Source organism: Psychrobacter sp. K31L (assembly GCF_017942195.1).
GTDB classification, from domain to species: domain Bacteria; phylum Pseudomonadota; class Gammaproteobacteria; order Pseudomonadales; family Moraxellaceae; genus Psychrobacter; species Psychrobacter glaciei.
Genome location: NZ_JAGKSC010000004.1, coordinates 345,820 through 372,217, shown reverse-complemented (window position 1 = coordinate 372,217; position 26,398 = coordinate 345,820). Strand labels below are relative to the sequence as shown.

Annotated in this window: 20 protein-coding genes; 17 read left to right on the top strand and 3 right to left on the bottom strand. The window is 44.4% G+C overall.

Annotated features, from left to right (window positions below):
* Positions 1–652: 652 nt before the first annotated feature.
* The 4 genes from thrS (at position 653) to rnr (ending at position 7,129) form a co-directional block, all read left to right on the top strand.
* A complete protein-coding gene (thrS, locus tag J5X94_RS09210) occupies positions 653–2,587 on the top strand; it encodes a threonine--tRNA ligase (RefSeq protein WP_210541040.1) in 1,935 nt (644 codons plus the stop codon).
* 23 nt (positions 2,588–2,610) lie between these two features.
* Positions 2,611–3,114: a translation initiation factor IF-3 gene (gene infC, locus J5X94_RS09205; RefSeq protein ID WP_010197324.1), complete on the top strand. Its 504-nt coding sequence runs from the start codon at positions 2,611–2,613 to the stop codon at positions 3,112–3,114.
* A gap of 363 nt (positions 3,115–3,477) precedes the next feature.
* Entirely contained in the window at positions 3,478–4,722 is a 1,245-nt protein-coding gene (locus J5X94_RS09200; protein WP_010197321.1) for a toxic anion resistance protein, read from the top strand.
* A gap of 139 nt (positions 4,723–4,861) precedes the next feature.
* Positions 4,862–7,129: a ribonuclease R gene (rnr, locus tag J5X94_RS09195; protein ID WP_210541039.1), complete on the top strand. Its 2,268-nt coding sequence runs from the start codon at positions 4,862–4,864 to the stop codon at positions 7,127–7,129.
* Positions 7,130–7,217: 88 nt separating this feature from the next.
* Here rnr and J5X94_RS09190 read toward each other — a convergent pair whose 3' ends face one another.
* The 3 genes from J5X94_RS09190 to hisA form a co-directional block, all read right to left on the bottom strand.
* Positions 7,218–7,511, bottom strand: coding sequence for a hypothetical protein (locus J5X94_RS09190; RefSeq protein WP_210541038.1), 294 nt, complete (start codon positions 7,509–7,511; stop codon positions 7,218–7,220).
* A gap of 85 nt (positions 7,512–7,596) precedes the next feature.
* The gene (locus tag J5X94_RS09185) at positions 7,597–9,243 is read right to left on the bottom strand and encodes a mechanosensitive ion channel family protein (RefSeq protein WP_210541037.1); all 1,647 of its coding nucleotides are present in this window, start codon (positions 9,241–9,243) and stop codon (positions 7,597–7,599) included.
* 160 nt (positions 9,244–9,403) lie between these two features.
* Positions 9,404–10,141: a 1-(5-phosphoribosyl)-5-[(5-phosphoribosylamino)methylideneamino]imidazole-4-carboxamide isomerase gene (gene hisA / locus J5X94_RS09180; RefSeq protein ID WP_010197307.1), complete on the bottom strand. Its 738-nt coding sequence runs from the start codon at positions 10,139–10,141 to the stop codon at positions 9,404–9,406.
* A gap of 938 nt (positions 10,142–11,079) precedes the next feature.
* Here hisA and J5X94_RS09175 point away from each other — a divergent pair.
* The 13 genes from J5X94_RS09175 (at position 11,080) to J5X94_RS09115 (ending at position 26,352) form a co-directional block, all read left to right on the top strand.
* A complete protein-coding gene (locus J5X94_RS09175) occupies positions 11,080–12,432 on the top strand; it encodes a Na(+)-translocating NADH-quinone reductase subunit A (protein WP_210541036.1) in 1,353 nt (450 codons plus the stop codon).
* A gap of 5 nt (positions 12,433–12,437) precedes the next feature.
* Positions 12,438–13,673, top strand: a complete 1,236-nt coding sequence (locus J5X94_RS09170; protein WP_010197303.1) for an NADH:ubiquinone reductase (Na(+)-transporting) subunit B — start codon at positions 12,438–12,440, stop codon at positions 13,671–13,673.
* Positions 13,654–14,568 (top strand): Na(+)-translocating NADH-quinone reductase subunit C, encoded by a 915-nt coding sequence (locus tag J5X94_RS09165; protein WP_010197302.1) that lies wholly within the window; start codon positions 13,654–13,656, stop codon positions 14,566–14,568. Before J5X94_RS09170 ends, J5X94_RS09165 begins: the two co-directional genes overlap by 20 nt.
* 1 nt (position 14,569) lies before the next feature.
* Positions 14,570–15,241 (top strand): NADH:ubiquinone reductase (Na(+)-transporting) subunit D, encoded by a 672-nt coding sequence (locus J5X94_RS09160; RefSeq protein WP_010197301.1) that lies wholly within the window; start codon positions 14,570–14,572, stop codon positions 15,239–15,241.
* Entirely contained in the window at positions 15,241–15,849 is a 609-nt protein-coding gene (gene nqrE, locus J5X94_RS09155; protein WP_010197300.1) for an NADH:ubiquinone reductase (Na(+)-transporting) subunit E, read from the top strand. The genes J5X94_RS09160 and nqrE overlap by 1 nt, the downstream gene beginning before the upstream one ends.
* 123 nt (positions 15,850–15,972) lie before the next feature.
* On the top strand, positions 15,973–17,208 hold the full coding sequence (gene nqrF / locus J5X94_RS09150) for an NADH:ubiquinone reductase (Na(+)-transporting) subunit F (protein ID WP_010197298.1): 1,236 nt from the start codon (positions 15,973–15,975) through the stop codon (positions 17,206–17,208).
* Positions 17,209–17,385: 177 nt separating this feature from the next.
* Positions 17,386–18,186, top strand: coding sequence for an SDR family NAD(P)-dependent oxidoreductase (locus J5X94_RS09145; protein WP_210541035.1), 801 nt, complete (start codon positions 17,386–17,388; stop codon positions 18,184–18,186).
* Positions 18,187–18,309: 123 nt separating this feature from the next.
* Positions 18,310–19,440: an FAD:protein FMN transferase gene (locus J5X94_RS09140; RefSeq protein ID WP_210541056.1), complete on the top strand. Its 1,131-nt coding sequence runs from the start codon at positions 18,310–18,312 to the stop codon at positions 19,438–19,440.
* 293 nt (positions 19,441–19,733) lie between these two features.
* Positions 19,734–19,979 (top strand): (Na+)-NQR maturation NqrM, encoded by a 246-nt coding sequence (nqrM, locus tag J5X94_RS09135; protein ID WP_010197291.1) that lies wholly within the window; start codon positions 19,734–19,736, stop codon positions 19,977–19,979.
* A 573-nt stretch (positions 19,980–20,552) separates the two neighbouring features.
* Entirely contained in the window at positions 20,553–21,785 is a 1,233-nt protein-coding gene (locus J5X94_RS09130; protein WP_210541034.1) for a CynX/NimT family MFS transporter, read from the top strand.
* 197 nt (positions 21,786–21,982) lie between these two features.
* Positions 21,983–22,834: an arylesterase gene (locus J5X94_RS09125; RefSeq protein WP_416346174.1), complete on the top strand. Its 852-nt coding sequence runs from the start codon at positions 21,983–21,985 to the stop codon at positions 22,832–22,834.
* Positions 22,835–22,985: 151 nt separating this feature from the next.
* Positions 22,986–23,705: an ABC transporter ATP-binding protein gene (locus tag J5X94_RS09120; protein WP_189584027.1), complete on the top strand. Its 720-nt coding sequence runs from the start codon at positions 22,986–22,988 to the stop codon at positions 23,703–23,705.
* 19 nt (positions 23,706–23,724) lie between these two features.
* Positions 23,725–26,352, top strand: a complete 2,628-nt coding sequence (locus J5X94_RS09115; protein WP_228293215.1) for an ABC transporter permease — start codon at positions 23,725–23,727, stop codon at positions 26,350–26,352.
* Positions 26,353–26,398 lie beyond the last annotated feature (46 nt).

The following is a 26,398-nucleotide window of genomic DNA, read 5'->3' as shown; positions in this document are numbered from 1 at the left end:
CTGGGTTATTAATGTGTAATCTACACACTAGTTACTTCCAGCTCGTCTTGATGAGGGCGTATTATAGACGCTTTAAATCTCGTGTCAACCATTTTACTGAAGGTTTTTAAATTAATTTTGCGATACTTATAATACTTTATATATTTCAATTATTTAGCTACAAATTATTAAAAGTTGAAGTTAGATTCTAAACATAGTCTTTGGCGTTTAGCTCCTATCTATTATAAATAAGCTCACCCTACTTATAAACAAGCTCAGTCTGCCCCTCAAAAACTGTGAATCATTTTATTACGCTATGAAATATACAGTCCATCTGTAGCTACGGATCACCCCTATATTCATCACTCTTGATATTGATCACAGCGCACCTATATATAGAAGCTGACCTAATCCCTTGCTATCTAGTGTTTATAGACGGTTTTTGCTATAATAGCCGCTTTTATAACATTGCTTAAGAGCAGTTCTGCTTAACCTTAATATAGAAGGCGGCTTGTTTTCTATTATCGTGACGCGATTATATGTCTGCGCTTTTAAGTAATGCCTATCTCTTACAACATATCACAGTGGTTGGATATAATTGACGCAGTCTTACGGTTACATGATTGATTGTTGCAATCATCACTGCCAACGGACGCAAAAAGGTGAATAGATTATGGTAGCGATTACTTTACCCGATGGTAGCGTAAAACAGTTTGAAGGCAACACGACTGTCATGGAAGTGGCGCAAAGTATTGGTGCAGGACTTGCCAAAGCGACGGTTGCGGGACGTGTAGATGGTCAGTTGGTTGATGCCTCTGATCCAATCACCCGTGATGCCAAGGTGGAAATCGTTACCCCAAAAGACGACGACGGTGTCGATATCATTCGTCATTCGGCGGCCCATCTATTAGGGCACGCAGTCAAGCAGCTCTATCCTGATGTAAAAATGGTCATCGGTCCGGTGATTGAGGATGGTTTTTATTATGACATCTATAGTGAGACGCCATTCACACCTGAGAATATGGAAGCCATAGAAAAACGCATGGTGCAGTTGATAAAGCAGGACTATGACGTCATAAAGAAGATAACGCCACGTGCTGAAGTGATTGAGATTTTTGAAGAGCGCGGCGAAGACTATAAGCTCAAGCTGATTAATGATATGCCCGGTGAAGAAGCTTTCGGTCTATATCATCATCAAGAATACGTCGATATGTGCCGTGGCCCGCATGTGCCAAACACGCGATTCTTGAAAGTATTTAAATTGACGAAAATGTCTGGTGCTTATTGGCGCGGTGATGCTAAGAATGAGCAGCTGCAACGTATCTATGGTACAGCATGGGCGGATAAGAAAGATCTAAAAGCGTATATCCAGCGTATTGAAGAAGCTGAAAAACGTGACCATCGTAAGATTGGTAAAGCGCTTAATTTGTTTCATATGCAAGAGCAAGCACCCGGCATGGTGTTCTGGCATGCCAATGGCTGGACGATCTATCAAGTACTTGAGCAATATATGCGCAAAGTACAATACGATAATGGCTATGAAGAAATCAAAACGCCACAAATTGTTGATCGTAGCTTGTGGGAGCGTTCTGGACATTGGGGCAACTATGCAACCAATATGTTTACAACCTCAAGTGAAAACCGTGATTATGCGGTAAAACCGATGAACTGCCCTTGCCACGTACAAGTCTTTAATCAAGGTCTAAAGTCTTACCGTGACTTGCCTTTACGTATGGCAGAGTTTGGCTCATGTCACCGCAACGAGCCTTCAGGCTCATTGCATGGTTTGATGCGTGTTCGTGGTTTTACCCAAGATGACGCGCATATCTTCTGTACGCAAGCGCAGATTCAGCAAGAAGTCGCTGATTTCATTAAGCTAACGCTTGCAGTCTATGAAGATTTCGGCTTCGATAACATTATTATGAAACTCTCGACACGTCCTGAAAAACGCGTCGGTAGCGATGAGTCTTGGGACTTTGCAGAAAAAGCTTTGGCCGATGCACTTGATAATTCAGGGCTTGATTGGGATTATCTGCCAGGTGAAGGCGCGTTTTATGGTCCAAAGATTGAATTCAGTCTAAAAGACTCGTTAGGTCGCGTGTGGCAGTGCGGTACCATTCAGGTTGATCCGAATATGCCAGAGCGTCTCGATGCGGAATTCGTTAACGAGCAAAATGAGCGCGAAGTACCTATTATGCTACACCGTGCAATCTTGGGTTCGTTCGAGCGTTTTATCGGTATCTTGATTGAAAACTATGCGGGTTGGATGCCAGTATGGTTGGCACCGCAGCAAGTTGTGGTCATGAATATCACCGATAAACAAGGCGAAGCTTGTGAAAACGTCGTCAGTGAACTAAAAAATGCAGGTTTGCGCGCCATTAGTGACTTGCGTAACGAAAAGATTGGATTTAAGATACGAGAGAAAACATTAGAACGTATTCCCTATATGCTAGTATTAGGGGATAAAGAAGTCGAATCGGGCAGTGTTAATGTCCGTACTCGCGAAGGTGAAAACCTTGGCGTGATGAGTGTTTCTGAATTTATTGCATTAGTACAGACAGCTGTCGCTGAGAAAGGCCGACAGAACCCAAAAACAGATGAGGAGTAATACCTATTAAACAGTCCAACCGTTTGAACATCAACGAAGATATCAGTGCCAAAGAAGTCCGTCTGGTCAAAGAAGACGGTGAACAAATGGGCGTGGTCGATATCGACACCGCGATGAAAGCGGCACGTGAAGACAGTCTAGATTTGGTTGAATTGGTTCCTGAAGCTAAGCCGCCAGTATGTAAAATCATGGATTATAAGCATTTCCTCTATGATCAAAAGCAAAAGGCAAAAGAAGCTAAGAAAAACCAAAAGCAGACTCAGCTCAAAGAGATGAAGCTACGTCCAAGTACCGAAGAGGCCGATTATCAGGTTAAACTGAGAAAAATCGTTAGCTTCTTGGAAGATCAAGACAAAGTTAAAATTAGCATCCGTTTCCGCGGACGTGAAATGGCGCACCAAGATATTGGTCGCAAACAACTTGATCGTATCATTGAAGATACTGCTGATATCTCAAACGTCGAGCAGTACCCTAAGATGGAAGGTCGTCAAATGGGTATGCTGCTTGGACCAACTAAGAAAAAGTAATCTATTCGTTAGATGACTGTTAGTGGTGGCTGTGAGTTGACATAGTTGTAAGTCGACGTAGATATTTATAATCTTAACCATCAATATGCTGCGGGATATTGGTGGTTTTTTATTATTTAACCTTACAAATAATAGTGTCATGAACGGTTCCATAGATATATTAAACTGACCGTGATTTACAAAATCTGTCTTCTCAGTCTTTTAATTACAAGTTAGTCTAAAGGTCTGTTGTATATCCATTTCTTCCTATGCAAGAAACCTTGTGCAAATAAAAATTATTAAATGTATAAAGATACCGTGTACCACGACTATTAACGTTGTTGGCAAAAAACACTGCCTCTCTCAGATATTATAGGAAACTTCATGCAAGAATTGACCCCACCCGAAAACGCCTCTACGCCAAGTATCTCTCTAACACCACCTGAACCGGTCAAAGAAATACAAAAAAGTGAAGCTGATCAGATGGTCAAGTTGGATGAAAACCAAATCCCAGAACTTGATGCCAAGGTCGATGCGTTCGTTGATCATGTACTGAATAACTCTGTACGTAGCGCTGAGTTTCAACAAAACGTGCAATCTATTCATAATTTAGGCAATAAAGAAATCCGCGAATCAGCACAAATATCCAATCGTATGTTAGCGTTGCCTGCGAAAAGCCTCAATGACAGCTTGTTCGATAACTCCCCTATTGCAAAATCATTGACTGAGTTACGCGGTATCGTCGAAGATTTGGATCCGAGCAAAAAAGAGCTGACCAGCTCGCGCAAGCTGTTTGGTCTCATTCCATTTGGCAATAAAGTACAAGATTACTTCCGCCAATATGAATCGGCGCAATCGCATATCAATGCGGTTGTTACCAGCCTCTATAATGGTAAAGATGAACTGCTCAAAGACAATGCAATGATTGAGCAAGAAAAAGTCAATATGTGGGAATTGATGCAATCTATTCGCCAGTATGTCTACGTCGGCAAAAAAATCGATGAGCAATTAGAGCAAAAAGTATATGCCATAGAGGCAACTGATCCTGAAAAAGCTCGTATTATTAAAGAAGAAATGCTGTTTTATGTCCGTCAAAAAAATACGGACTTTTTAACCCAGTTGGCGGTTAATGTCCAAGGTTATCTGGCGCTTGATACCATTCGTAGAAACAATCTAGAGTTGATTAAAGGTGTAGATCGGGCAACCACAACCACCGTATCTGCGCTACGGACGGCTGTCGTCGTTGCACAAGCGATGACCAATCAAAAACTAGTACTTGATCAAATTACTGCTTTAAACAAAACGACAAGCAGCTTAATTGAGTCAACCTCAGCCATGCTCAAACGCCAGTCTGGTGAAATTCATGAGCAAGCAACCAGTAGCACTATTGAGCTTGATAAACTACAAAATGCCTTTAATAATGTCTATGATACGATGGATATGATCAGTAATTACAAAATTGAAGCGCTAGAAAATATGAAGCAGACGGTCAATACCTTGACCACTGAAGTCGATAAAGCACAAAAATATTTGGATAAGTCTAATCAAACGACAGTATTAGAAGTATCGAAAGAGATAGACAGTAAAAAAATAACCAATAAATCAGGTACAGTCGATATCGACATTTGATTTTTTGATAGTTGTTGCCGATTAAAGATGACAACTTCCTGCTACCGAATACACTTAAGACAATTGACGCAAGATATTGCCATGTCGTTCGTGTTAAGATAGCCATTATTAATAATTTTAAAAATAGATACGGTAATTTATGAGTTGGAACGATCCAAACGCCTCAAGTGAGGCAAAAAAATATGATAATCCCATTCCTAGTCGTGAGCTGATACTCGGCACGATTAATGAGCATGGCGAAGTCACGCATCAACAATTGGCAAAAGCCTTTAATATTGATGATCCTGATCAGTTTGACGCTTTAGGCAATCGTCTAAAAGCAATGGCACGCGATGGACAAGTAAACCGCGAAGGTCGTCCTTATCGCTACCGCACAGTGACCAAGCAAGATATCGTAACGGGTACAGTATCCGCGCATCCAAAGGGCTTTGGTTTCGTGTTACTAAGCGACATGCCTGACCTATTCTTGCATGAAAAACAAATGCGCTGGGTCTTTAATGGCGATACCGTTGAAGCGGTTGGTACCTCAACGGATAACCGTGGTCGTACCGAAGGGCGTATCGTCGATGTCGTCGAACGTCGTCAAAACAATTTCATCGGTACGCTTGCGCGTGATGAAGATGGCTACTGTGTCGAGCTTGGCAGTCCCAATAACCATCAACCGATTACAGTGACTGAAGAGAATGTGCAAGCTCTCGAAGTTAAGCAAGGCGCACCAGTCAAAGTAGATATTATCGACTGGCCAAATCAGCATGAGTTTGCCACTGGTAAAATCACTGAAGTGCTGTCTGACGATAATGATCGTGAATTGATTATTGAGACTACCCTGCTCAACTACGACATTCCGTCTGATTTTAGTGAAGCGACGCTTAAACAGGCCAATGACTATAAAGAGCCGACTGAAAAAGATATAAAAGGTCGTACGGACTTGCGTGATTTGCCCCTCATTACTATCGATGGTGAAGATGCGCGTGACTTTGATGATGCCGTATTCGCTGAAAAGCGCTCTGGTGGTAACTACCGTGTCTTGGTAGCGATTGCTGATGTGAGTCATTACGTCACCCCAAATTCGCCACTTGATCAAGATGCTTATGAGCGTGGGACGTCAGTATATTTCCCACATCGCGTGATCCCGATGCTTCCTGAAGTACTGTCTAACGGTCTATGCTCATTGAACCCAGACCTTGATCGTCTATGTATGGTTGCTGATATCAAGATATCTCGCGCAGGCAAGGTCACCGGTTATGATTTTTATCCTGGGGTGATACATTCACAAGCGCGCTTGACTTATAATCAAGTGAATGCTTATCTTGAGGATCCAAAAGATCCTAGTATCCCTGATTCATTAACAGGCAATAAAGCAGTCAAAAAATCTGTCGATACTCTGCATCAATTGTATGAGCTACTGCTGCAAAAGCGTGAAGAGCGTCATGCAATGGAGTTTGAGACGGTTGAAACTTATATCAAGTTCAATGAAAAAGGTGGTATCGCAGCCATCTTGCCGCGTACTCGTGGTGATGCACATAAGCTTATTGAAGAGTGTATGCTGCTCGCCAATACCTGTGCTGCCAATTTTGCGCTAAAAAATGAGCTACCGGTCTTATATCGTAACCATGATAAACCTGATGGCGAAAAATCGTTACGTGTCCATGAATATGCGAAAAACTTTGGTTTAAGCTTCCCAGAAGAAAACCCGACGCAAGCGGATTATCAGCGGATTATCGAAGCCACCAAAGAGAGACCCGATGCGATTAGTATCCACAGCATGCTATTGCGCTCAATGATGCAAGCGAATTATTCGCCTGACAATATTGGTCACTTTGGTTTGGCTTATGACGAGTATAGCCACTTTACCTCGCCGATTCGCCGTTATCCTGACCTCATGCTGCATCGCGCGATTAAAGCAAAAGTGACTAAAAGTCAGCAGCCAGTAATGGACTTCTCTTTAGAAGGTGCTGGCACACAGACTTCAGATACTGAACGCCGTGCTGAGAAAGCATCACGCTACGTAGAGTCTTGGCTCAAGTGTCATTATATGAAAGATCACGTCGGTGAAGAGTTCGACGGTGTGGTGACGACGGTTACTAGCTTCGGTTTATTTGTGACCTTAACCGACCTATATATCGATGGCTTGGTTCATATCTCTAATGTCGGCGATGACTTCTTTGTCTATGATGAGCAGCAACAGCAACTCATTGGTAAAGATAAAGGTACGTTATTTGGCTTGGGCGATTTGGTCAAAGTAAAAGTAGCTGGGGTCAATATGGATCTGCTACAAATCGACTTTGATCTTAAAGCGAAATTGCAATCTAGCGAGATGAATCAAACGAAAAAAGATCAGCCAAAGAAGAGCCCCGCTAGAAAAAGCAGTAGCCGAAACAATAAAGGCGCAAGCAAAAAAAGCTAACTCTTAATAAAAACTGAACGTAATAAAAAAGGCTAAAGTTTATCTTTAGCCTTTTTTTGTGCGCGATGAATAAGTGATAACTGGTCAACTACTGCGCAGCACTCATCTGCTCTACGCGCTCTTGATTGACCTGCTCTGCTTGCTCTATTTGGGCAGTGGCATTATCGAGAATGGCTTTAGGCTGCTTACCAAGAGGCTGGCTTGCGATATCGGTGTTGGTGTTCACGGTATCTTCAGAGCTGGTAGTAGTATCCGGCGATATGGTGGTACTACTGGTCGCCGCCGCTATCCGACTCTCGTGGCGATTGCTGTTAAACATATTGAAACCAATTAAGAGAATAATACCAGCTAGGGCGAATATAATCAGATGCTTCATTTGCATAAAAATGTCTCGTATATTTTATATGATAACTGTCTTATACGTTTCACTGCATTTTTTATGCCTAGTTTTGAGGTTGCTTAGATATTTACTCTTGCGGACTATTATTACTCAATAAATCAGTCTCATCTGAACTTTCAGCAATTTCTTGTTCGACTTTTTCCATTAACTTTTCGTCAGGACGGGCACTCAACACCTCTTCAGCATTACGTCCTTGTAGGATATATTTAGCGCGGGCTTTGGCTTGTTTTTTGTCTTTGTCATCAGCACTGCTATTATCGACTTTATTGATATCTATAGATTCTGGTGTCGTCGGTGTAATTGTCATATCAGCATTAGTCCCATTAGCTGGGTTAGAGCGGTTATTGCCTTGCAGATGTTCCAAGGCTTTTTCTAACTCATCATTAAAGCGTAGACGATAGATAGGCTCAGGGAGACTAAATCCTTCGTTTTCTAAGGCGTGCTTGGTTTCGCGTATGGCAATACTGCGTGCTTTGGCAAAATCAGTTTCTGATTGATCCACCCAGATCTGAAACTCTAGAATAATATTGGAGTCGCCAACATTGGTAATGACCGCAATGGCTTTGGGTTCATTTAAGACAAAATCCAGCTGACATATCGCATCGATACCAACTTTAATGGCTGCAAGTGGGTCGTCATTGGCATCGACACCCAACTCAAAGGTAAAGCGCCGTTCAGGGTTTTTAGTGTAATTTAAAATAGTGCCTTTAAAGACTTCCGCATTTGGGATACGTAGCTGATTGCCATCTAACGTCATCAAAATCGTCGCGCGTGAGGTCAAACGCACCACAATGCCTTCTTGCCCGTTGATGACAATCTGATCACGAGCGCGAAACGGTTGACGAATACTCAGCATCAAAGAGGCAATATAGTTTTCAATGGTATCTTTGACTGCAAAACCAACTGCGATACCGATGACTCCAGCACCGCCAAGTAACGTGCCTAATATCGTCTCTGCCCCTATCAAGCTCAGCGCTAAAATCAAACCAAAAATAATAAAGATTACTTTGACGGTTTGTGCCAACAGTTCAGCGACGAAAGGATTGGGCGTGAGCCGTTGCCACATTTTTTTTCGATTCGAAAACCAACTACCAAACCATGTGACCAAGCCAAAGATAACAATACCGACCAACAGTAAGGGCACGGCTTTAACTAGGTTTTTAACTTGCGCTTTAAGACCTTGATAAACCGTCGTGACATTATCCTGAACATCCAGCGTTCGATTGATATTGTCCTCGACGGTGACCACATCCGTCAAACGGTTGGTCAAATTAATGGCTTGTTGCGCCTTTTTTTCGTTGGGAGTTTCTCCTGCTAACGTCACAACGCCTTGAGTAACGCTGACACTGACCGCCTGCAGCCCTTCTATTTCAGAAAAAATACCGTTGATACGTTGACGAATGTCATTGTCTTTTAGAGGGGTAGGTGTGGTTTCGATTTGAGCATTGTTGGTACTCTCGCCACTAATCACAGGTGGATCGGCAGGAGGTGGCAAACTTTGTGAGTCGGCTTCTACAGAGGTCTCGCCTTCTGTGGCAACAGGATTAGGCACTTCTTCTAGCGTACTCTCTATACCCAAGGCCGTCGTGACACTGGCTATATCTTCACCAGCAGCATAAGCGGGTAAAGTAAAAACGAGGCTTAGTATTAACAGCAGCTGACCCCATACCGTTAAAAACTTGCGTGTCATTAGGCGGTCAAGATAAGCGGCCATAAGCATCCTTTGCTCAGTGTTTTTGCTGGGTAATATTACGATTAAAAACTAGCGAGTGTCCTCAATCTGAACGTGAAGAACTTAATGGGAGAGACTAAATGGGCTAAAAATGAATATAGCCCATTATTAACCATTTAAACCCATTAATTGTCTAAATCAATTAACTGTCTAAATAACGTTGTGCTTCCGCTAAGTCCAACGTGCCTTCATAGATAGCGCGGCCAGTAATAATGCCTTCAATACAATCACCATAAGGCTTAAGCAATTCGATATCTTGCATATTGGTCACGCCGCCCGAAGCAATCACTGGCAAGCCACCTTCGCGCGCCAAATTGACTGTCTGCTCGACGTTGACACCTTGCATCATGCCGTCACGGGCAATATCAGTATAAACGATTGAAGACACGCCCACATCGGCAAAGCGTTTGGCAAGCTCGGTGGCCTTGGTGTCTGTCACATTGGCCCAGCCATGAGTCGCAACCATGCCGTCTTTGGCATCGATACCTACGATAATATGTCCAGCAAACTCGCGGCAAGCCTCGGTCACAAAATCAGGATCTTCAACCGCTTTGGTGCCAATAATAATATAGGTCAGTCCGGCAGTGATGTACTGCTCAATTGTGTTCATATTACGCACACCGCCGCCCAATTGAATAGGCAGCTGCGGAAAAGCTTTGGCGATGTCGTTGACGACTTGCTTATGTACTGGCACCCCATCAAATGCGCCGTTCAAATCTACCAGATGTAACCGGCGCGCGCCCTCATTTACCCAACGTGCTGCTACAGCGACAGGGTCATCTGAAAACACCGTATCATCTTCCATACGGCCTTGTTTTAAGCGCACACATTTACCATCTTTTAAATCAATAGCGGGGATAATGACAGGGACAGCACACATATAGCATTCCTTATAAAACGTAATATTAAAAAATAAGAATAAACGGCAAAGTAAAACAATAAATCAGCTAAACAGTGATAAGCAAGCCGCATTCAAAAAATGATCTGATAGATATTGGCTCTCGAAATCGACTCATGATTATCTCAAAAACTTTATGATCGTGTAGTATGAATAAATAAAAATATCGACAACCATAACCATAAGTTTGAGCACTCGAAGGTACTAGCAACATTAGGTAAATTCAATTACTAACTGGCAATTTTAGGTCAATTTAGCGTATAATCCTAGGTAAATTTGTATTTGTTTCTAAGTGATAGCAACCATGTACTGTGCATTTTTATTCACTCATAAGTGAGCCAATGCAGCATGGCGGTCAGGATGAATCGAACAACAGCCAAATGTGTTTGTAGATAATTGGCTGATATATTGTTGAACGGATGATATTAGAACTCTAAACAGGCAATCTGCGATAGATTGATCTGCGCCATTACGCTCTAAATGACTATCTCGCTTGAATGATACTTTGCATTCATCGGTTATTTATTTGATTCACTCTTGTTTCTAAGCCCATCACTCTGGATGTACAAATTTTAAGATTTTAATAAATCGTATGGCAAAACTGTCTTTTTTAAAGCAATTGCTTTTAGCAACCAGCTTTGACAATAGACTTTGATTGGATGATTTTGCCATACACCTTGGTAGCCAGTCGCCACTTTGGTAATTCGAATAAGACATTAACGTGTTGTTAAGGAGTCTAAGGTCAGCGTTAATACTCTTACTAGTAGTTATGATCAAGCGTTATATTTGAGCACTTTGTCTTCGCCTTGCTATGGGAAGAGATACATGAGAGCTTTATTAAATGACGCAGATGTTCATGCTACCGATATACCAAACAGGACGTCTGGTATCGTTTTAGACTATGGACTAAGTTTTCGCTTATGATTACCATCAAAAAAGGTTTGGATTTGCCCATCACTGGTGAACCCTCCCGCGAGATATCTGAGCACAGACCTGCCCATGTGGCACTCGTTGGCTATGATTATGTGGGTATGAAGCCCACAATGAATGTCAAAGAAGGTGACACCGTAGCAAAAGGTCAGCCCGTTTTTGAAGATAAAAAACGGGTTGGCGTTATCTATACGGCACCTGCTGCGGGTAAAGTTATCGCGATCAAACGCGGTGAGCGTCGTGTGTTCGAGAGTCTTGTCATTGCGGTCGATCCCAATGGTGAGGAAATAGACTTTCAGCGCTATGACTCCCAGCAACTGGCTGACCTAGACTCAGAAACCGTTGAAACCCAACTGCTCGCCTCTGGCGAATGGACGGCGTTTCGTACGCGTCCCTATAGCCGCGCTCCCGAAATCGGTGCTCGTCCGCATGCCATCTTTGTCACCGCTATGGATACCAATCCATTAGCGTTTGACCCGATGCTGCTGATTAATGAGCAACTGCAAGCATTCAATGATGGACTTGCGGTACTATCGACGCTCAGCCCAAAGACCTTCGTCTGCCATCATGGTGATGCCCAGTTGACGCCAGTTGCGAAAACCGCGGCTAATAATGTCACTGAGTATCATAGCTTTGCTGGCAAACATCCAGCAGGTCTGGCTGGCACGCACATTCACTTCTTGCATCCAATTATGCGCGGCGTGAGCGTCTGGACGATTGGCTATCAAGACGTGATTGCGATTGGTAAATTATTTACCACTGGTCGCTTATATACACGTCGTATGCTTAGCTTAGCAGGCCCTGCGGTCAAAAATCCGCACCTAATCACAACCGAACGTGGTGCTGATATCACAGCCTTGACGAAAGGTCAGCTGATCGATGGCGAGAACCGTATTATTTCAGGTTCAGTGCTATCAGGTCGCCAGTCATTTTCGAATAGTGCTTATGTTGGTCGTTTCCATGACCAGATCAGCGTTTTACCTGAAGGTCATGAGCGTCCAGCATTTCACTTCTTTAGTCCAGGTGCAAACCGTTTCTCAAAACTGCCTATCTATATTTCGCAGTTTTTTGGTGGCAAAAAGTATAACTTTACCACCACGAGTAACGGATCACCGCGAGCGATGGTGCCTATCGGGGTTTACGAAGAGGTCATGCCACAAGATTATCTGCCAACGCAACTATTGCGCGCGTTAATCGTTGAAGACATTATCACGGCAGTAGACTTGGGCGTACTTGAATTGGACGAAGAAGATTTAGCATTATGCACCTTCGTTTCTCCTGGCAAATATGAATTCGGTGATATTTTGCGTGATAACTTGACGCGCATTGAACTGGAGGGCTAACCACGATGAAATTTTTACACAATATGTTCGATCGTATGGAGCCGTCTTTCACCAAAGGTGGCAAACATGAAAAATACTATGCCATCTTTGAGATGTTTGATACTTTTTTGCGTCAACCAAGCTCAACGGCATACGCGTCCTCACACGTGCGCGACGGTATTGATCTAAAACGCATTATGATTACCGTATGGCTATGTACTTTCCCAGCAATGTTTTGGGGTATGTACAACATCGGTCATCAAGCACTAACGGCTATCACTCAGCTTGGCTTACAACCTGAAGGCTGGCGTACCATCATTACCAGCATGGCAGGCTATAACCCAGACAGTATCTGGGCAAGTTTTGTCTATGGCGCGATGCAGTTTTTGCCAATCTACCTTGTGACCTTTGGTGTTGGTATTCTCTGTGAGATTATCTTTGCCGTAGTACGTGGCCATGAAGTCAATGAAGGCTTCTTTGTGACCTCGGTACTATTTGCACTATGTCTACCACCAGATATTCCTTTATGGCAAGTAGCCCTAGGTATTATCTTTGGTGTGGTCGTGGCAAAAGAAGTCTTCGGTGGTACGGGCAAAAACTTCCTTAACCCTGCCCTATCGGGTCGTGCGTTCCTATACTTTGCGTATCCTGCTTACATGTCAGGCGACTCAGTATGGACGGCGGTTGATGGCTTCTCAGGAGCGACACCACTTGGCCTAGCGGCACTTGGTGTAGTACCTCAGGATTTCGTCGATGTCTATGGTAATGCAATCACTTGGAGTGATGCGTTCTTAGGCAACATGCAAGGCAGTATCGGTGAAGTATCGACGCTCGCTATCCTAATGGGTGCCGCAGTTCTACTATGGACGCGTATTGCCTCATGGCGCATCATGGCAGGTTGTGTAGTCGGTCTGATTGCTACGTCTCTTGTATTCAATATGATTGGCTCTAAAGACAATATGATGATGAGCTTGCCTTTTTACTGGCATCTAGTCATTGGTGGCTTTGCATTCGGTGCAGTCTTTATGGCGACCGATCCTGTCTCAGCTGCGCATACCAATAAAGGCCGCTGGGCTTATGGTATTTTGATTGGTTTTATGACGGTATTGATTCGTGTCATCAACCCAGCTTTCCCAGAAGGCATCATGCTGGCCATTCTATTTGCCAACTTATTTGCTCCATTGTTTGATTATTTTGTGACTCAAGCAAACATCAAACGCCAAACCGCTCGGAGGGTTCGCTATGTCCAAGCCCAAAAGTAACAACGCGAAAACCATCAGCGTAGCGTTGACGCTATGTTTGGTGTGTTCCGTATTGGTCTCAGCAGTCGCGGTGGGTCTAAAACCAGCGCAAGTTGAAAATGCGCGCTTAGACCGCAACAAAAACATTTTAGTCGCAGCCGATATGTACGATGCTGAATCTGATACTGCTGACGACGTTGCTGAGCGATTCAAAGATTTTGAAGTAAAAATCATTGATTTGAATAAAGGCAATTATGTAGATGACGCCGCACTAAAAGCGGCAGGCATCCCTGATCGTAACGCTTATGACGCCAGTCAAGCCACCAAAAACAAAGCACTAAGCGATGACCTAGGTGATAACGATCCAGCCAGTATTGGTCGTAAGCCCAAATACGCCAAAGTCTATGTCAAAAACGATGACGCGGGTAAGCCTGAGATGGTTGTACTGCCGATTCAAGGCTATGGCCTATGGGGTACGATTTATGGTTTCTTAACGCTCGAAAGCGACATGAATACTATCAAAGGTATCAGCTTTTATGAGCATAAAGAAACCCCAGGTCTTGGCGCTCGCATCGAAGAGCCAAAATGGCGCGCGATGTGGACTGGTATCCATTCATATGACGAAAACGGTGACGTGGCAACGGGTGTGACCAAAGCAGGCAATCCAAAAGATAACTGGGTTGATGGTATCAGCGGTGCGACGCTAACCAGTCGCGGTGTGAGCAACATGATTCAGTTTTGGTTAGGTGAGCAAGGTTATAAGCCTTACCTAGATTTGCTACGTGAACAGAATGGTAAAACGCTTGATAGCGTTGATGCCCAAGCGAGCCAGTCGACACAACCAGACAATAAGAGCGCTCAACCGACAACCGAACTGGCAGCGACCCTACCAGTAGCAAACGGCAAGGAGGCATAACATGGCTGACACTAAAAGTATTTTAACCTCGCCTATCTTTGATAATAACCCCATTGCCCTACAGATCTTAGGTATCTGTTCGGCATTGGCGGTGACGACCAGCATGGCCAATGCGTTGGTGATGTGTGTGGCGTTGACACTGGTAACGGCGTTTTCGAGCTTCTTTATCTCTATTATTCGTAAGCAAATCCCATCAAGTATTCGTATTATTGTACAGATGACCATCATTGCCTCACTGGTTATCTTGGTCGATCAGGTGCTAAAAGCCGTCGCTTATGATGTCAGCAAGGGCTTGTCAGTTTTCGTTGGTCTGATTATCACCAACTGTATCGTGATGGGCCGTGCTGAAGCATTTGCGATGAGCAATCCACCCGTACCCAGCTTTTTAGACGGTATTGGTAATGGTCTTGGTTACTCTGCGGTACTGTTGTTTGTCGCGACCATCCGTGAGCTACTTGGCTCAGGTACATGGTTTGGTATCACTATCCTACAGCCTGTCACTGATGGCGGTTGGTATATTCCAAACGGTCTATTACTGTTGCCACCGTCAGCATTCTTTATCATTGGATTATTCATTGCCATTGTTCGTATTTGGAAACCAGAGCAGGTTGAAGAAGCCGAGTTTGTAATGAAGCCGCAGTCTAAAGGCATGGCACATGGAGGCGGTCACTAATGGGACATTATGTTAGTTTATTTATAACCTCAGTCTTTATTGAGAATATGGCGCTTGCCTACTTCTTAGGTATGTGTACTTTCTTGGCAGTATCAAAGAAGGTTTCAACCGCTATCGGCTTAGGTGTTGCAGTTGTCGTCGTAATGGCCATCACTGTGCCATTAAACAACTTACTATTTCAGTTCATCCTAAAAGACGGTGCGCTGGCATGGGCAGGTTTTCCAGATATTGACTTAAGCTTCTTAGGCTTGCTCAGTTATATTGGTCTAATTGCTGCGACCGTACAGATTTTAGAGATGTTCTTGGATAAGTTCGTTCCGAGTCTGTATAACGCCCTTGGGGTATTCTTACCGCTCATTACTGTCAACTGTGCCATCTTAGGTGGTGTACTATTTATGGTTGAGCGTGACTATAACTTTGGCGAATCGATGGTATATGGCGTAGGCGCAGGTTTCGGTTGGGCATTGGCGATTACCGCATTGGCCGGTATCCGTGAGAAGCTAAAATACTCAGACATTCCAGCACCGCTACGTGGTCTTGGTATTACCTTTATCACAGTTGGTCTGATGTCACTTGGCTTTATGTCTTTCGGCGGTATGTCAATTTAGACCGCTAAGCTTAAAAGCTTATTTAGCGATTTGACCTATTTAATTCATTTATTCGGTAGGGGTTCGGGAAAAACGCAATGACGTTCTTTCGCACCCCTACTCCATAGATTAAGGATACCTACCATGGATTACGCTACGGCGATTGGTGGCGTTGCTATGTTTACCTTGATCATCATGGGCCTTGTCGCCATTATTTTGGCGGCACGCTCAAGACTGGTCAGTTCAGGCGATGTTACCATCCATATCAATGATAATCCCGATAATGACGTCGTGACACCCGCAGGTGGTAAACTGCTGCAAACACTGGCGAGCGAAGGTATTTTCTTATCTTCAGCCTGTGGTGGCGGTGGTACTTGTGCGCAGTGTCGTTGCCGTGTTATCGAAGGCGGCGGTTCTATCTTGCCGACTGAAGAAGGCTATTTTACTCAAGGCGAAATCCGCAATCACATGCGCTTAGCTTGTCAGGTAGCTGTTAAGCAAGACATGAAAATTGAGATTGATCCTGAATTTTTTGATGTGCAAAAATGGGAATGTGAAGTTGTCTCTAACGATAACGTTGCTACCTTTATTAAAGAGCTGGTACTAAAAATTCCAGAAGGCGAAGAAGTTAACTTCCGCGCTGGTGGTTATGTACAGCTAGAAGCGCCACCGCATGAAGTACATTATAAAGACTTCGATGTTGCAGAAGAGTACCGCGAAGATTGGGAAAAATTCGGCATTTTCAACTATGTCTCAAAAGTTGATGAGCCGGTTATCCGTGCGTACTCAATGGCCAACTACCCAGAAGAAAAAGGCCTGATTAAGTTTAACATTCGTATCGCCAGTCCACCGCCACGTGGTCCTGACGGTATCCCACCAGGTAAGATGTCTTCTTGGACATTTAGCTTAAAGCCTGGCGATAAAGTGACGGTTTCAGGTCCTTATGGTGAGTTCTTTGCCAAAGATACAGAAACTGAGATGATTTTCGTCGGTGGTGGTGCAGGCATGGCACCAATGCGCTCGCACATTTTTGATCAGCTAAAACGTTTGAACTCTGATCGTAAGATTAGCTTTTGGTACGGTGCTCGCTCAATTCGTGAGATGTTCTATGTTGAAGACTATGATCAACTAGAAGCAGAGTTTGCAAACTTTGAGTGGCATGTTGCCCTATCTGATCCACTTCCCGAAGACAATTGGGATGGCTATACTGGCTTTATCCATAACGTCTTACTAGAAGAGTATCTAAAAGATCATCCAAATCCAGAAGACTGTGAATACTACATGTGCGGGCCACCGATGATGAACGCGGCGGTAATCGACATGTTACATAGCCTTGGTGTTGAAGACGAAAACATCATGCTTGATGACTTTGGTGGTTAAGCCGACTGGTTAGAGAAACGCGATTAAATTAATACTATAAAAGAGAGTCTCAATTGAGGCTCTTTTTTTGGCCTCGATTAAGTGCCAAGTTCAAATAATAAGACTACAAATCTAAATAGCAGATTGCCTACGCTCTCCTATATGATTGATTATTTATTGCTTTAAGAAAGGATTCTTATGAAAACCAAAGTGAAAGAACTAACCATTTGGATAACTGGTGCTTCTAGCGGTATTGGCGAAGCCTTAGCCATCGCTTTTGCCAAACGTGGTGCTCGGATTATTTTGAGTGGTCGCGATGAGGCAAAATTAGCAGCGGTCAAAAAAATCTGCAAGCACAGCAAAAAACATATCATCGTGCCTTTTGATATTAGTGATGCCGAGCAAGCGAAAGAAGCCTACGAATCTGCTATCGCACAGACAGGAAAAATCGACTGGCTGATTAATAATGCTGGTGTCAGTCAACGCTCGCTTATTATGGAGACCAGTGAAGATGTCGAACGGCAAATTATGGAGATAGACTATTTTGCGCAGACGCGTTTAACCAGATTGGTATTGTCAGATATGATCGTACAAGGTGGCGGCAAAATCGTGATGATATCAAGTGTCGCAGGCTTACTCGGTACGCAATATCGCGGTGCTTATGGGGCAGCCAAAGCAGCCTTGCATATGTGGGCAAATAGTTTACGTGCTGAATTGCATGAGCAAGGCATAGAAGTTGCGACGATATTTCCAGGATTTATCCAAACCAACGTTTCTATTAACGCGCTGACAGGAGATGGTAGCGCGCAAGGCACGATGGATGAGGCGACCAGTAAAGGACTGAGTGCAACTGAGTTTGCTAAACAGGTCGTGAAGGCGCTTGGTAATAATAAAGAATACATCATTGTTGGTGGCAAACAAGAAAAACTGGCCACTAGGGTCAATCGAGTATCACCGCCAAAACTCTATAAACTTATCCGTGAGTCACAAGTAAAATAAGCTGCTCAACCGAACGAATTGTCATTGAATAGTGCCTTCATTGGTATTTTTGGGCTCAAGGGGTGTAAAATAAGCATGGCTTGTTTTACACCCTACTCATTTTTGCGCCATACCGAAAATATTATGAATAATACCGAATACAGCTCATCTTCCAAAAAAACTATTAATCTTGCCCTATTTGGCATCATTGGTCTTGTCGGCACTTTAAGTATTAGTGCCTGCCAGCAAACCCCAGACTATAATTATCTGAGTGGTGAGACGATGGGGACGAGCTACCATATTAGCTATCAGTTGCCCGATGATGCAGATGAAGCCGCCATACAAGCAGCGATTGATAAGCGTTTGCAGCAAATTAACGACAGCATGTCGACTTACCAGAGTGATTCAACGATATCTAAGTTTAATCAATTGGGTAGAGATATCCCTATTATTATCGACGCTGATTTTGGTCGCGTGCTCAATGTCTCACGTGTCGTTTATGAACAATCTGGCGGTGCTTTTGATCCTACTGTCATGCCATTGGTCGATACCTGGGGATTCGGTAGCACTATGACCGTCGAACGTCTACAAAGCCCGCCAACAGCACTTGAGATTGCCCAAGCAAAAGCATTGGTAGACTTTGAAAGCATCATAAAAAAAGACAAATCGATCTATAAAAGCAAAGATGGTGTTGGTCTAGATTTTTCTGCCGTTGCCAAGGGTTATGGGGTCGATGTCATCGCTGATGTGCTTAGAGACGATTATCAGATTCGTAATTATATGGTTGAGATCGGCGGCGAAATTGCGACCTCTGGCGTGAATAACCAGCAGCAACCGTGGCAAATTGCGATTGATGCTCCTATCGAAGGCAGCACCGTCAGCGAACGCCAAACGATATCCGCCATTCGTCAACCTATAAACACTACCACTCAAATGCATCTAGCGACTTCAGGAAACTATCGAAACTCGATCATCTTTGATGGTAAGCACTATAGTCACACGATCGACCCCACCACTGGCGAGCCTATTGTGGGCGGCGCTCCTTCGGTTACGGTTGCTGCAGACTCGGTCGCATTGGCAGATGCATGGGCAACAGCACTGACTGCCATGCCTTATAAAAAGGCACTGAAAGTCGCTAACGAACAAAATCTAGCCGCACTGTTTGTTGTATTAGCTGATGGTATCAAACCTAGTGATTCTTTGGACAGTATTGATGATTGGCAAATAGTACAGACATCGGCAATGAAAAACTTGCGAGCAGATAAACAACCGTAAACTTCTAAGGTGTGTCCTCATTTTAAAAATGAGGATAAAAGTGAGGTAAATGGCAGTCAAGCAAGGACAATAGCGCAGATAATATCGAGATGTTACCTAGTTAATTGCCGATACTTGGCGATGTTTAACTATTTTTAGCCCATTTAGATTGCTATCGGTTGAATTGAGGACACGCCTTAGTGTGATGCTGTAAAGCACACCATAAGCATCAACGAGCGACGTAAAAATTTGCTATACTATTAATAGGTTATCCCTATGGATAACTGCCCCATTTTTAAAACGAGGTCTCCTCTATGCTCAGCCAATTGCTTCCCATGCTTGCTATTACCTTTACCGTATTCGTCCTGTTCTTTCTGTTTATGGGCATCGGTTATATGGTCAAAAAAAAGCCGCTTAGAGGATCTTGCGGCGGTGTTGCTAAACTGATGGGTGATGAAAATTGCTCGTTTTGTGGCAATGATCCCAATAAATGCGACTCAATCATCGCAGAGCACCAAGAAAACGCGCTCAGAGCGGCTCAATTAGGCAAATCAGTCTAACAGCCATGTTTGTTACCATACGCTGGTAGTATTTGTGTCGCCTCTATTCTTATAATAGCGTCAAGTCCTTTAAAAGCGACTTGGCGCTATTTTTATTGTGCGATGCCATCTTTTATTATCGCCATCCCTTATTATCACTGTTCTAAAGCAGCCACTCGAAATAACGCTTCAAAACAATGTCTCAAATAAAGTCTCAAATAAAGTTTCGAAGCAACCGTACATACAACTTACTAACCTGCCTGCCGATTTAGCAAAGTCAGTCTAGAAAACTCGTATGTTTTACGCTCTATAGTCGATACTAAATAAAATGGGTACACGACATTATGATGCGTGACTGGCACAAACTTTTCTTGCTGTGCCTACGCAGACAGAGGCTACGAAAAATTTATATCAGTCACGCTGTCTCTTTTTTATATTGAGCTGACTATACAACGATCTCTCATTCTGATTTATGCTGTCGATTGCCGTCTAGGTACGTATCTGGATAAACGCTCTTTGGTGTTATTTTACAAGCGACGATGTTTCGGCGCTGTTTTATAACGTGTTCTTTTTCATTGTCATCGTTGTGCTGCTATGTCTACCTCATCCAATCTATCCTCTTCATCCAGTTTGCCATCCTCACGCTTCACTTTTTGGCTCGTCTTATGCGCCATGATTTTGCTCGCCACCAATATGCGTGCACCGATCGTTGCTCTTGGCTCTATTGCGCCAGTGGTGCAAGAGGCACTCAATATTTCTGAGACGCAGATTGGTTGGCTAGGGGCAGTGCCCATGCTGAGCTTTGCGATGGGCGCACTGATCGCACCATCCATTGGTAAGCGGTTCGGTCTTGAGAATACGCTCATTGCGATGATTGGATTATTAACGGTAGGGATGATTGTCCGTACCATTATTCCGACTTGGTCTGGGTTTTTAATTGGTACATTATTGCTGACCTTGGCTATCGGTTTTGCAAATACTTTAGCTGCACCTGTTATCAAACAGCGCACACCCAAGCATATTCCATTGATAACAGGACTATTTAGTCTAACGATGACGGTAACGGCGGGTATTGTCGCAGGAGTGGTACTGCCATTATCTGAGCAAGTGGGCTGGCAATGGGCACTGGGTGGATGGTCGCTATTGGGCATTTTTGCCATCGTTATTTGGATATTTTTACGCTTGCGTCTAGGCTCCTCTAGTCATCAAACGGTTGTGCTACCTACGCCCGAGTATTCAGAAATATCCATGTGGCGCACCCCTTTTGCTTGGCAGATTGCGGTCTTTATGGGGTTGCAATCACTATTATTTTACACCGTTGCCAGTTTCTTGCCGTCTATTTGGGTAAGTAAAGGGCTATCCGCAGTCCAAGCAGGACAAATGGCTTCGGTGTTCCAGTTTATGGCACCGATCGCTATCTTGAGCCTAACATGGCTGGTAAACCGTGGCCGCCCTATTCAGGCTCTGGCGGTGTTTGCAGCGGTGTTAAATGTCATTGGTATTTTAGGTATCAGTTATTTATCTACTGAACTCGCTTGGCTGTGGTCAGGCCTGATGGGTATTGGCTGCTCCGCTATTTTTACGTTGAGTATGATGCTGTTCTCGTTACGTACTTATACGACCAACCAATCTAGTGAGCTGTCTGGTATGGCGCAATTCGTCGGTTATTTGATTGCGTTTTTTGGTCCACTAGGGACAGGCTGGCTACATGAGGCGACTGGCAGCTGGGATTTGCCGCTATTTATCATGCTCATTTTGATGGTTATCAACGTTGTGATTGCTTGGCTGGTGAGTCGCCCAGCGATGGTTGATGGCAAGAAACTTTAAGATAGAATGAATCTATAGTCAGAGTACTTTTAAACCGATACGGTGTTACCCGGCCTAGATGTACTCAGTGTACTATCTGCGGTCGGTCGCCTTGTAGCGATTCTAAAATTCCTTGACTATACTTGCCGTAACTTTAAGCTAATATTGATTATCGTCTTATTTTGCTACACTGGTTCGATTGATTAAGAGATGTATCTATGATGAAAAATAACAACTTCGACCTACTTAAACGACCTGTTTATAGCACAACTATTTACAAGATGAGTATCGGCATATTGACAGTAGGCTTGATGCTAAGTGGCTGTCAAAAATCTCCTGACACAGAAGCGACTAACGAGCCACAAACCACTGAAACGGCAACTATCAATGCGCCTGTAGCGGTTGAAGGAACCACAAGTGCTAGTGCTGCCGCGCAACAAGTCAATTCGTCATCGTTGACTATTTTAGCCCTTGGCGACTCCCTGACGGAAGGTCTTGGGGTGGATAAAAATGACAATTACCCTGCTCAGTTAGAAGATCGTCTGCAAGCGATGGGTTACGATAACGCTAAGGTGATCAACTCAGGATTGAGCGGTGAAACCAGTACAGGGTTGGTCAATCGTTTAGACTGGGTATCGCAAACCAAACCAGATATTACGATATTGACTATCGGTGCTAACGACGCCATACGTGGTATCGATGTGGCGACAATTGAAGCCAACATTCGTACTGCTGTAAAGCACTTACAAGACAATGGCAGTGTCGTCATCTTGGGCGGCATGTCGATCTATGACAACCTAGGCAGTGACTACGTCGCCTCGTTTTCAGCCATTTATCCTCGTATTGCTAAAGATATGAACCTGACGCTTATTCCGTTCTTTTTAGAGGGTGTCGGCGGTGATCCTGAGCTCAATCAAGCGGATGCGATTCATCCGACTAAAGATGGCTACAAAATTATCGTCAATGACAATATTTTGCCTATCTTAGCGCCCAAACTGGAAGCACTAAAAACAGCCAATGCAGACAGTTCAACTGATACGGTTCAAAACGATATAGTCGATACGAAATAAAATAGATATACGACATTATGAGGCGTGACTGGTACAAATTTTTCTTGCTTGCTGTGCAGACAGAGGCGACAAAAAATTTATATCAGTCACGCTGACTCTTTTCATATTGACCTGACTATATGACAAAAAATACGACAAATGAGACCATGTAATGACATCATCACCTTCGATTGCCACCTCAATACCACAAGCAGATTCTAAAAAAGAAGCCCTACTCACCGCTAATAAACTCAATAAAACCGTGCAAGTCGGTGAGCAAAAGTTATCCATCATCAAAGACGTAGATATGTATGTCAATGCTGGCGAGTTTGTGGTCATCATGGGCAAATCAGGCTCGGGTAAATCTACTCTGCTAGGGTTACTCGCAGCATTAGACTATCCCGATAGCGGTACGGTGTCGCTGGCGGGTCAAATGCTTAGCAGTCTTGACGAAGATGCGCTGGCAGTCATTCGTCAACAGGACATGGGCTTTGTCTTTCAATCATTTCATCTACTGCCAACACTGACCGTCGCCGAAAATATCGCCTTTCCACTCGATATTGCAAGGCGTCCAAATCAAGCGAGAGTAGATGAGCTCATTGACGCGGTCGATTTAGGGCATAGACGTAATAGCTTACCCAACCAATTATCAGGCGGTGAGCAACAACGTACAGCAGTGGCACGAGCGCTGGTATCGCACCCAAAGATTGTGTTTGCTGATGAGCCTACAGGCAATTTAGATGAGCAAAATGCCGATCAAGTTATGCAACTATTATTAGACTTAAGACAGCAAGTCGGTTCGGCACTGGTGGTCGTGACTCATGACCCTGCGCTTGCCGAGATGGCAGATCGCGTCATCACCATGCATGACGGCCACATTGTACCTACATGAATAACTGGATTGTATCTTAATGAATAGTAAGCCCACAGACAATAAATCGACTGATACAAAAAAGACTGATACCAGTATGCGTCAAGAGTCCAGTTACCCTAGCGGCATCCTTAATCAACTATTTACCCAAACACTAGGCTCGCAAGCACTAAGCCGTAGCTGGTGGCAGCGCTGGGTGTATCCTGTGTTGTTTCTACTGACGTTGACCCTGTCACTTGCGACCTACCTAACCCTCGACTCTGTACAGCAGTCTGTTGATAGCTATATCAATGACAATCAGCGAGCGCTCGTTGGTGGGGATTTAATATTAAACAGTAAGCAAGACTGGCCAAGCGAGGTGTTGACGCAGGTAGAAACTATCGCTGATACCCAGACAGTATATGACTATCAATTTAGCGCCATGCTGGTCAATGATGAGCAAACCTTGCTTGCCAGCGTCAAAGCGGTCTCGCCGTCGTATCCCTTATACGGTACAGCGGAGCTTGCTTCAGGAAAACCGCTGTGGGAGCAGCTAACGTCTGACAGTGTCATCGTCGCACCAGAAGTGCTCAGCAGTCTACAGGCCAATATCGGTGACCGTATCACCATTGGCGATGCGCAGTTCACGATCGGTGATGTACTGACAAAAGAACCTGACCGACCGCTGACCACATTTGGGTTCGGTGGTCGTGTCTTAATGCATCAAGACTCGCTTGCAGCGACCAACCTATTGGGTCAACGCAGCCGAATAAACTATCGTATCGAGATGGCAGGCGATCCAGAGCTGATAACCACGCAGCGTAACAAGCTCACAGACATCCTGACCAATTATCCTGATATCGAGCTCTCTGACGCAGAGTCTGCAGATACTTCGGTCTCGCGTATCTCTGACAATGTCCTGATGTTCTTAAAACTGCTAGTCATCGCGGTGTTGCTACTATCTGCGGTCGCCATGTATGGCGTCATTAGTGCGTTTGTCAGTAAGCAGCAGTCTAATAATGCCATTCGTTTGGCGCTAGGCGAGCCGCTTGGTTCACTCAAACGTAGCTACTATCAATTGCTCATCATCACGACCGCCATCGCTTGTATCGCAGCGATTGCGCTTAGTTTGGGCTTACTCAAAATCGGTCAGCCCTATATGGTGGCCATCTTACCTGCTGACGTTGGCCTAGCCATCAACCCAATCAGTGCCATCAAAACCATTGTGATTGCCTTAGTCCTGACACTACTGATCGCTCAGCGTGGTTTGAGTACGCTGAGCACCACTAAGCCCGCAACCCTACTTAGTCAAGGTGCGAGCACGCAGACGCAAAATCTGCCTTGGTATCGACGCGTACCATTACTATGGTATGGGCTGATGCTGGCAGGGCTGTATGCCTTCTTTGCTTATGAAGTTGGCTCACTGTCATTAGGCGCACAGCTATTGGGCGGCTTGATTGCTCTAGTGGCGATATTTTGGCTACTGGCACGTGGGTGGCTGTGGTTACTTGCCAAGGTGGCGACGAAAACCAAGATCAGTTGGATGCAGCGTATTGCCATTCATAACCTTGCGCGTAAAGGTAACCAATCAGCGCTGTTCTTTGTCACCTTATCACTATCGGTGGCAGTGCTGACGCTTATCACGACACTCAATCACAGTATCAATGCGCAGTTTATCAATGCCTATCCTGAAGACGCGCCTAACTTATTCTTGCTTGATGTGCAGAGCGATCAACACGACGATATTGATACCATCATTGAGGCGCCTGTCACTTATTATCCCGTCATTCGTGCGCGTGTGGAGACGGCCAATGATGTGTTGGCAAAAGATATCGTGCCTGCAGATGGGTTTGATGATCCTACGCGTGTCTTTAACTTGAGCTACGCAGATACGGTCATGGAGACCGAATACATCACTGAATCACTCACAGATGACGCGCTATATACCCCTATCGATGCGACAGATGAGCAAGTCAAACCCTTGTCTATCTTAGACACTGCCGCAGGTATGCTCAATGTCGGTATGGGCGATCAGGTGCGTTTTAACATTCAAGGTATCGAAATCATCGGGCAAATTACCAGTATTCGCACGCGCTATGAGCGTGGCCCAAGCCCGTATTTCTATTTCTTGTTTGAGCCGTCTGTGCTGTCCGCTGCCCCGCAGATTCAGTTTGCCACTGCACACGTGTCAGAAAGTGCCATTCCAGAGCTACAAGGCAAACTGGTACGCGAGTTCCCTGCTGTCACCACGATCGATGGTACTGCCATTGCCAAGCAAATCCAAGAGCTGGTGGTACAAATGAGCCGCTTGGTCTATGTGTTTACCTTGCTTGCCCTGCTCACTGGGGTCATGGTGTTAATTAGCTCGCTACTGTCTACCTCACAAGATCGTATGAAGGATAGCGCCTCATTTAGACTGCTCGGAATGCAAAAGCGTGACTTGTATATGCTCAACATTCTAGAGCTGGGTGTGCTTGGTATTAGCGCGGCGACCTTTGCGGTCGTCATCGCCAGCGTTGGCGCATGGGCTGCTATCACGCAATGGTTTAATCTACAATTTAGTGTGCCGTGGACGAGCTTGGCTATTGGCGGCGCGGCATTAATCGTATTGCTGTTTGCCATTGCTATTATTTATGTGAGATTGGTGATTGGGCGCGGGATTATGGCGCGGGTAAGGGCGATGATTTGAGCGTATTCAATTTTAGCTTTATAGAAGAAAACCCCTTAATTGGGTT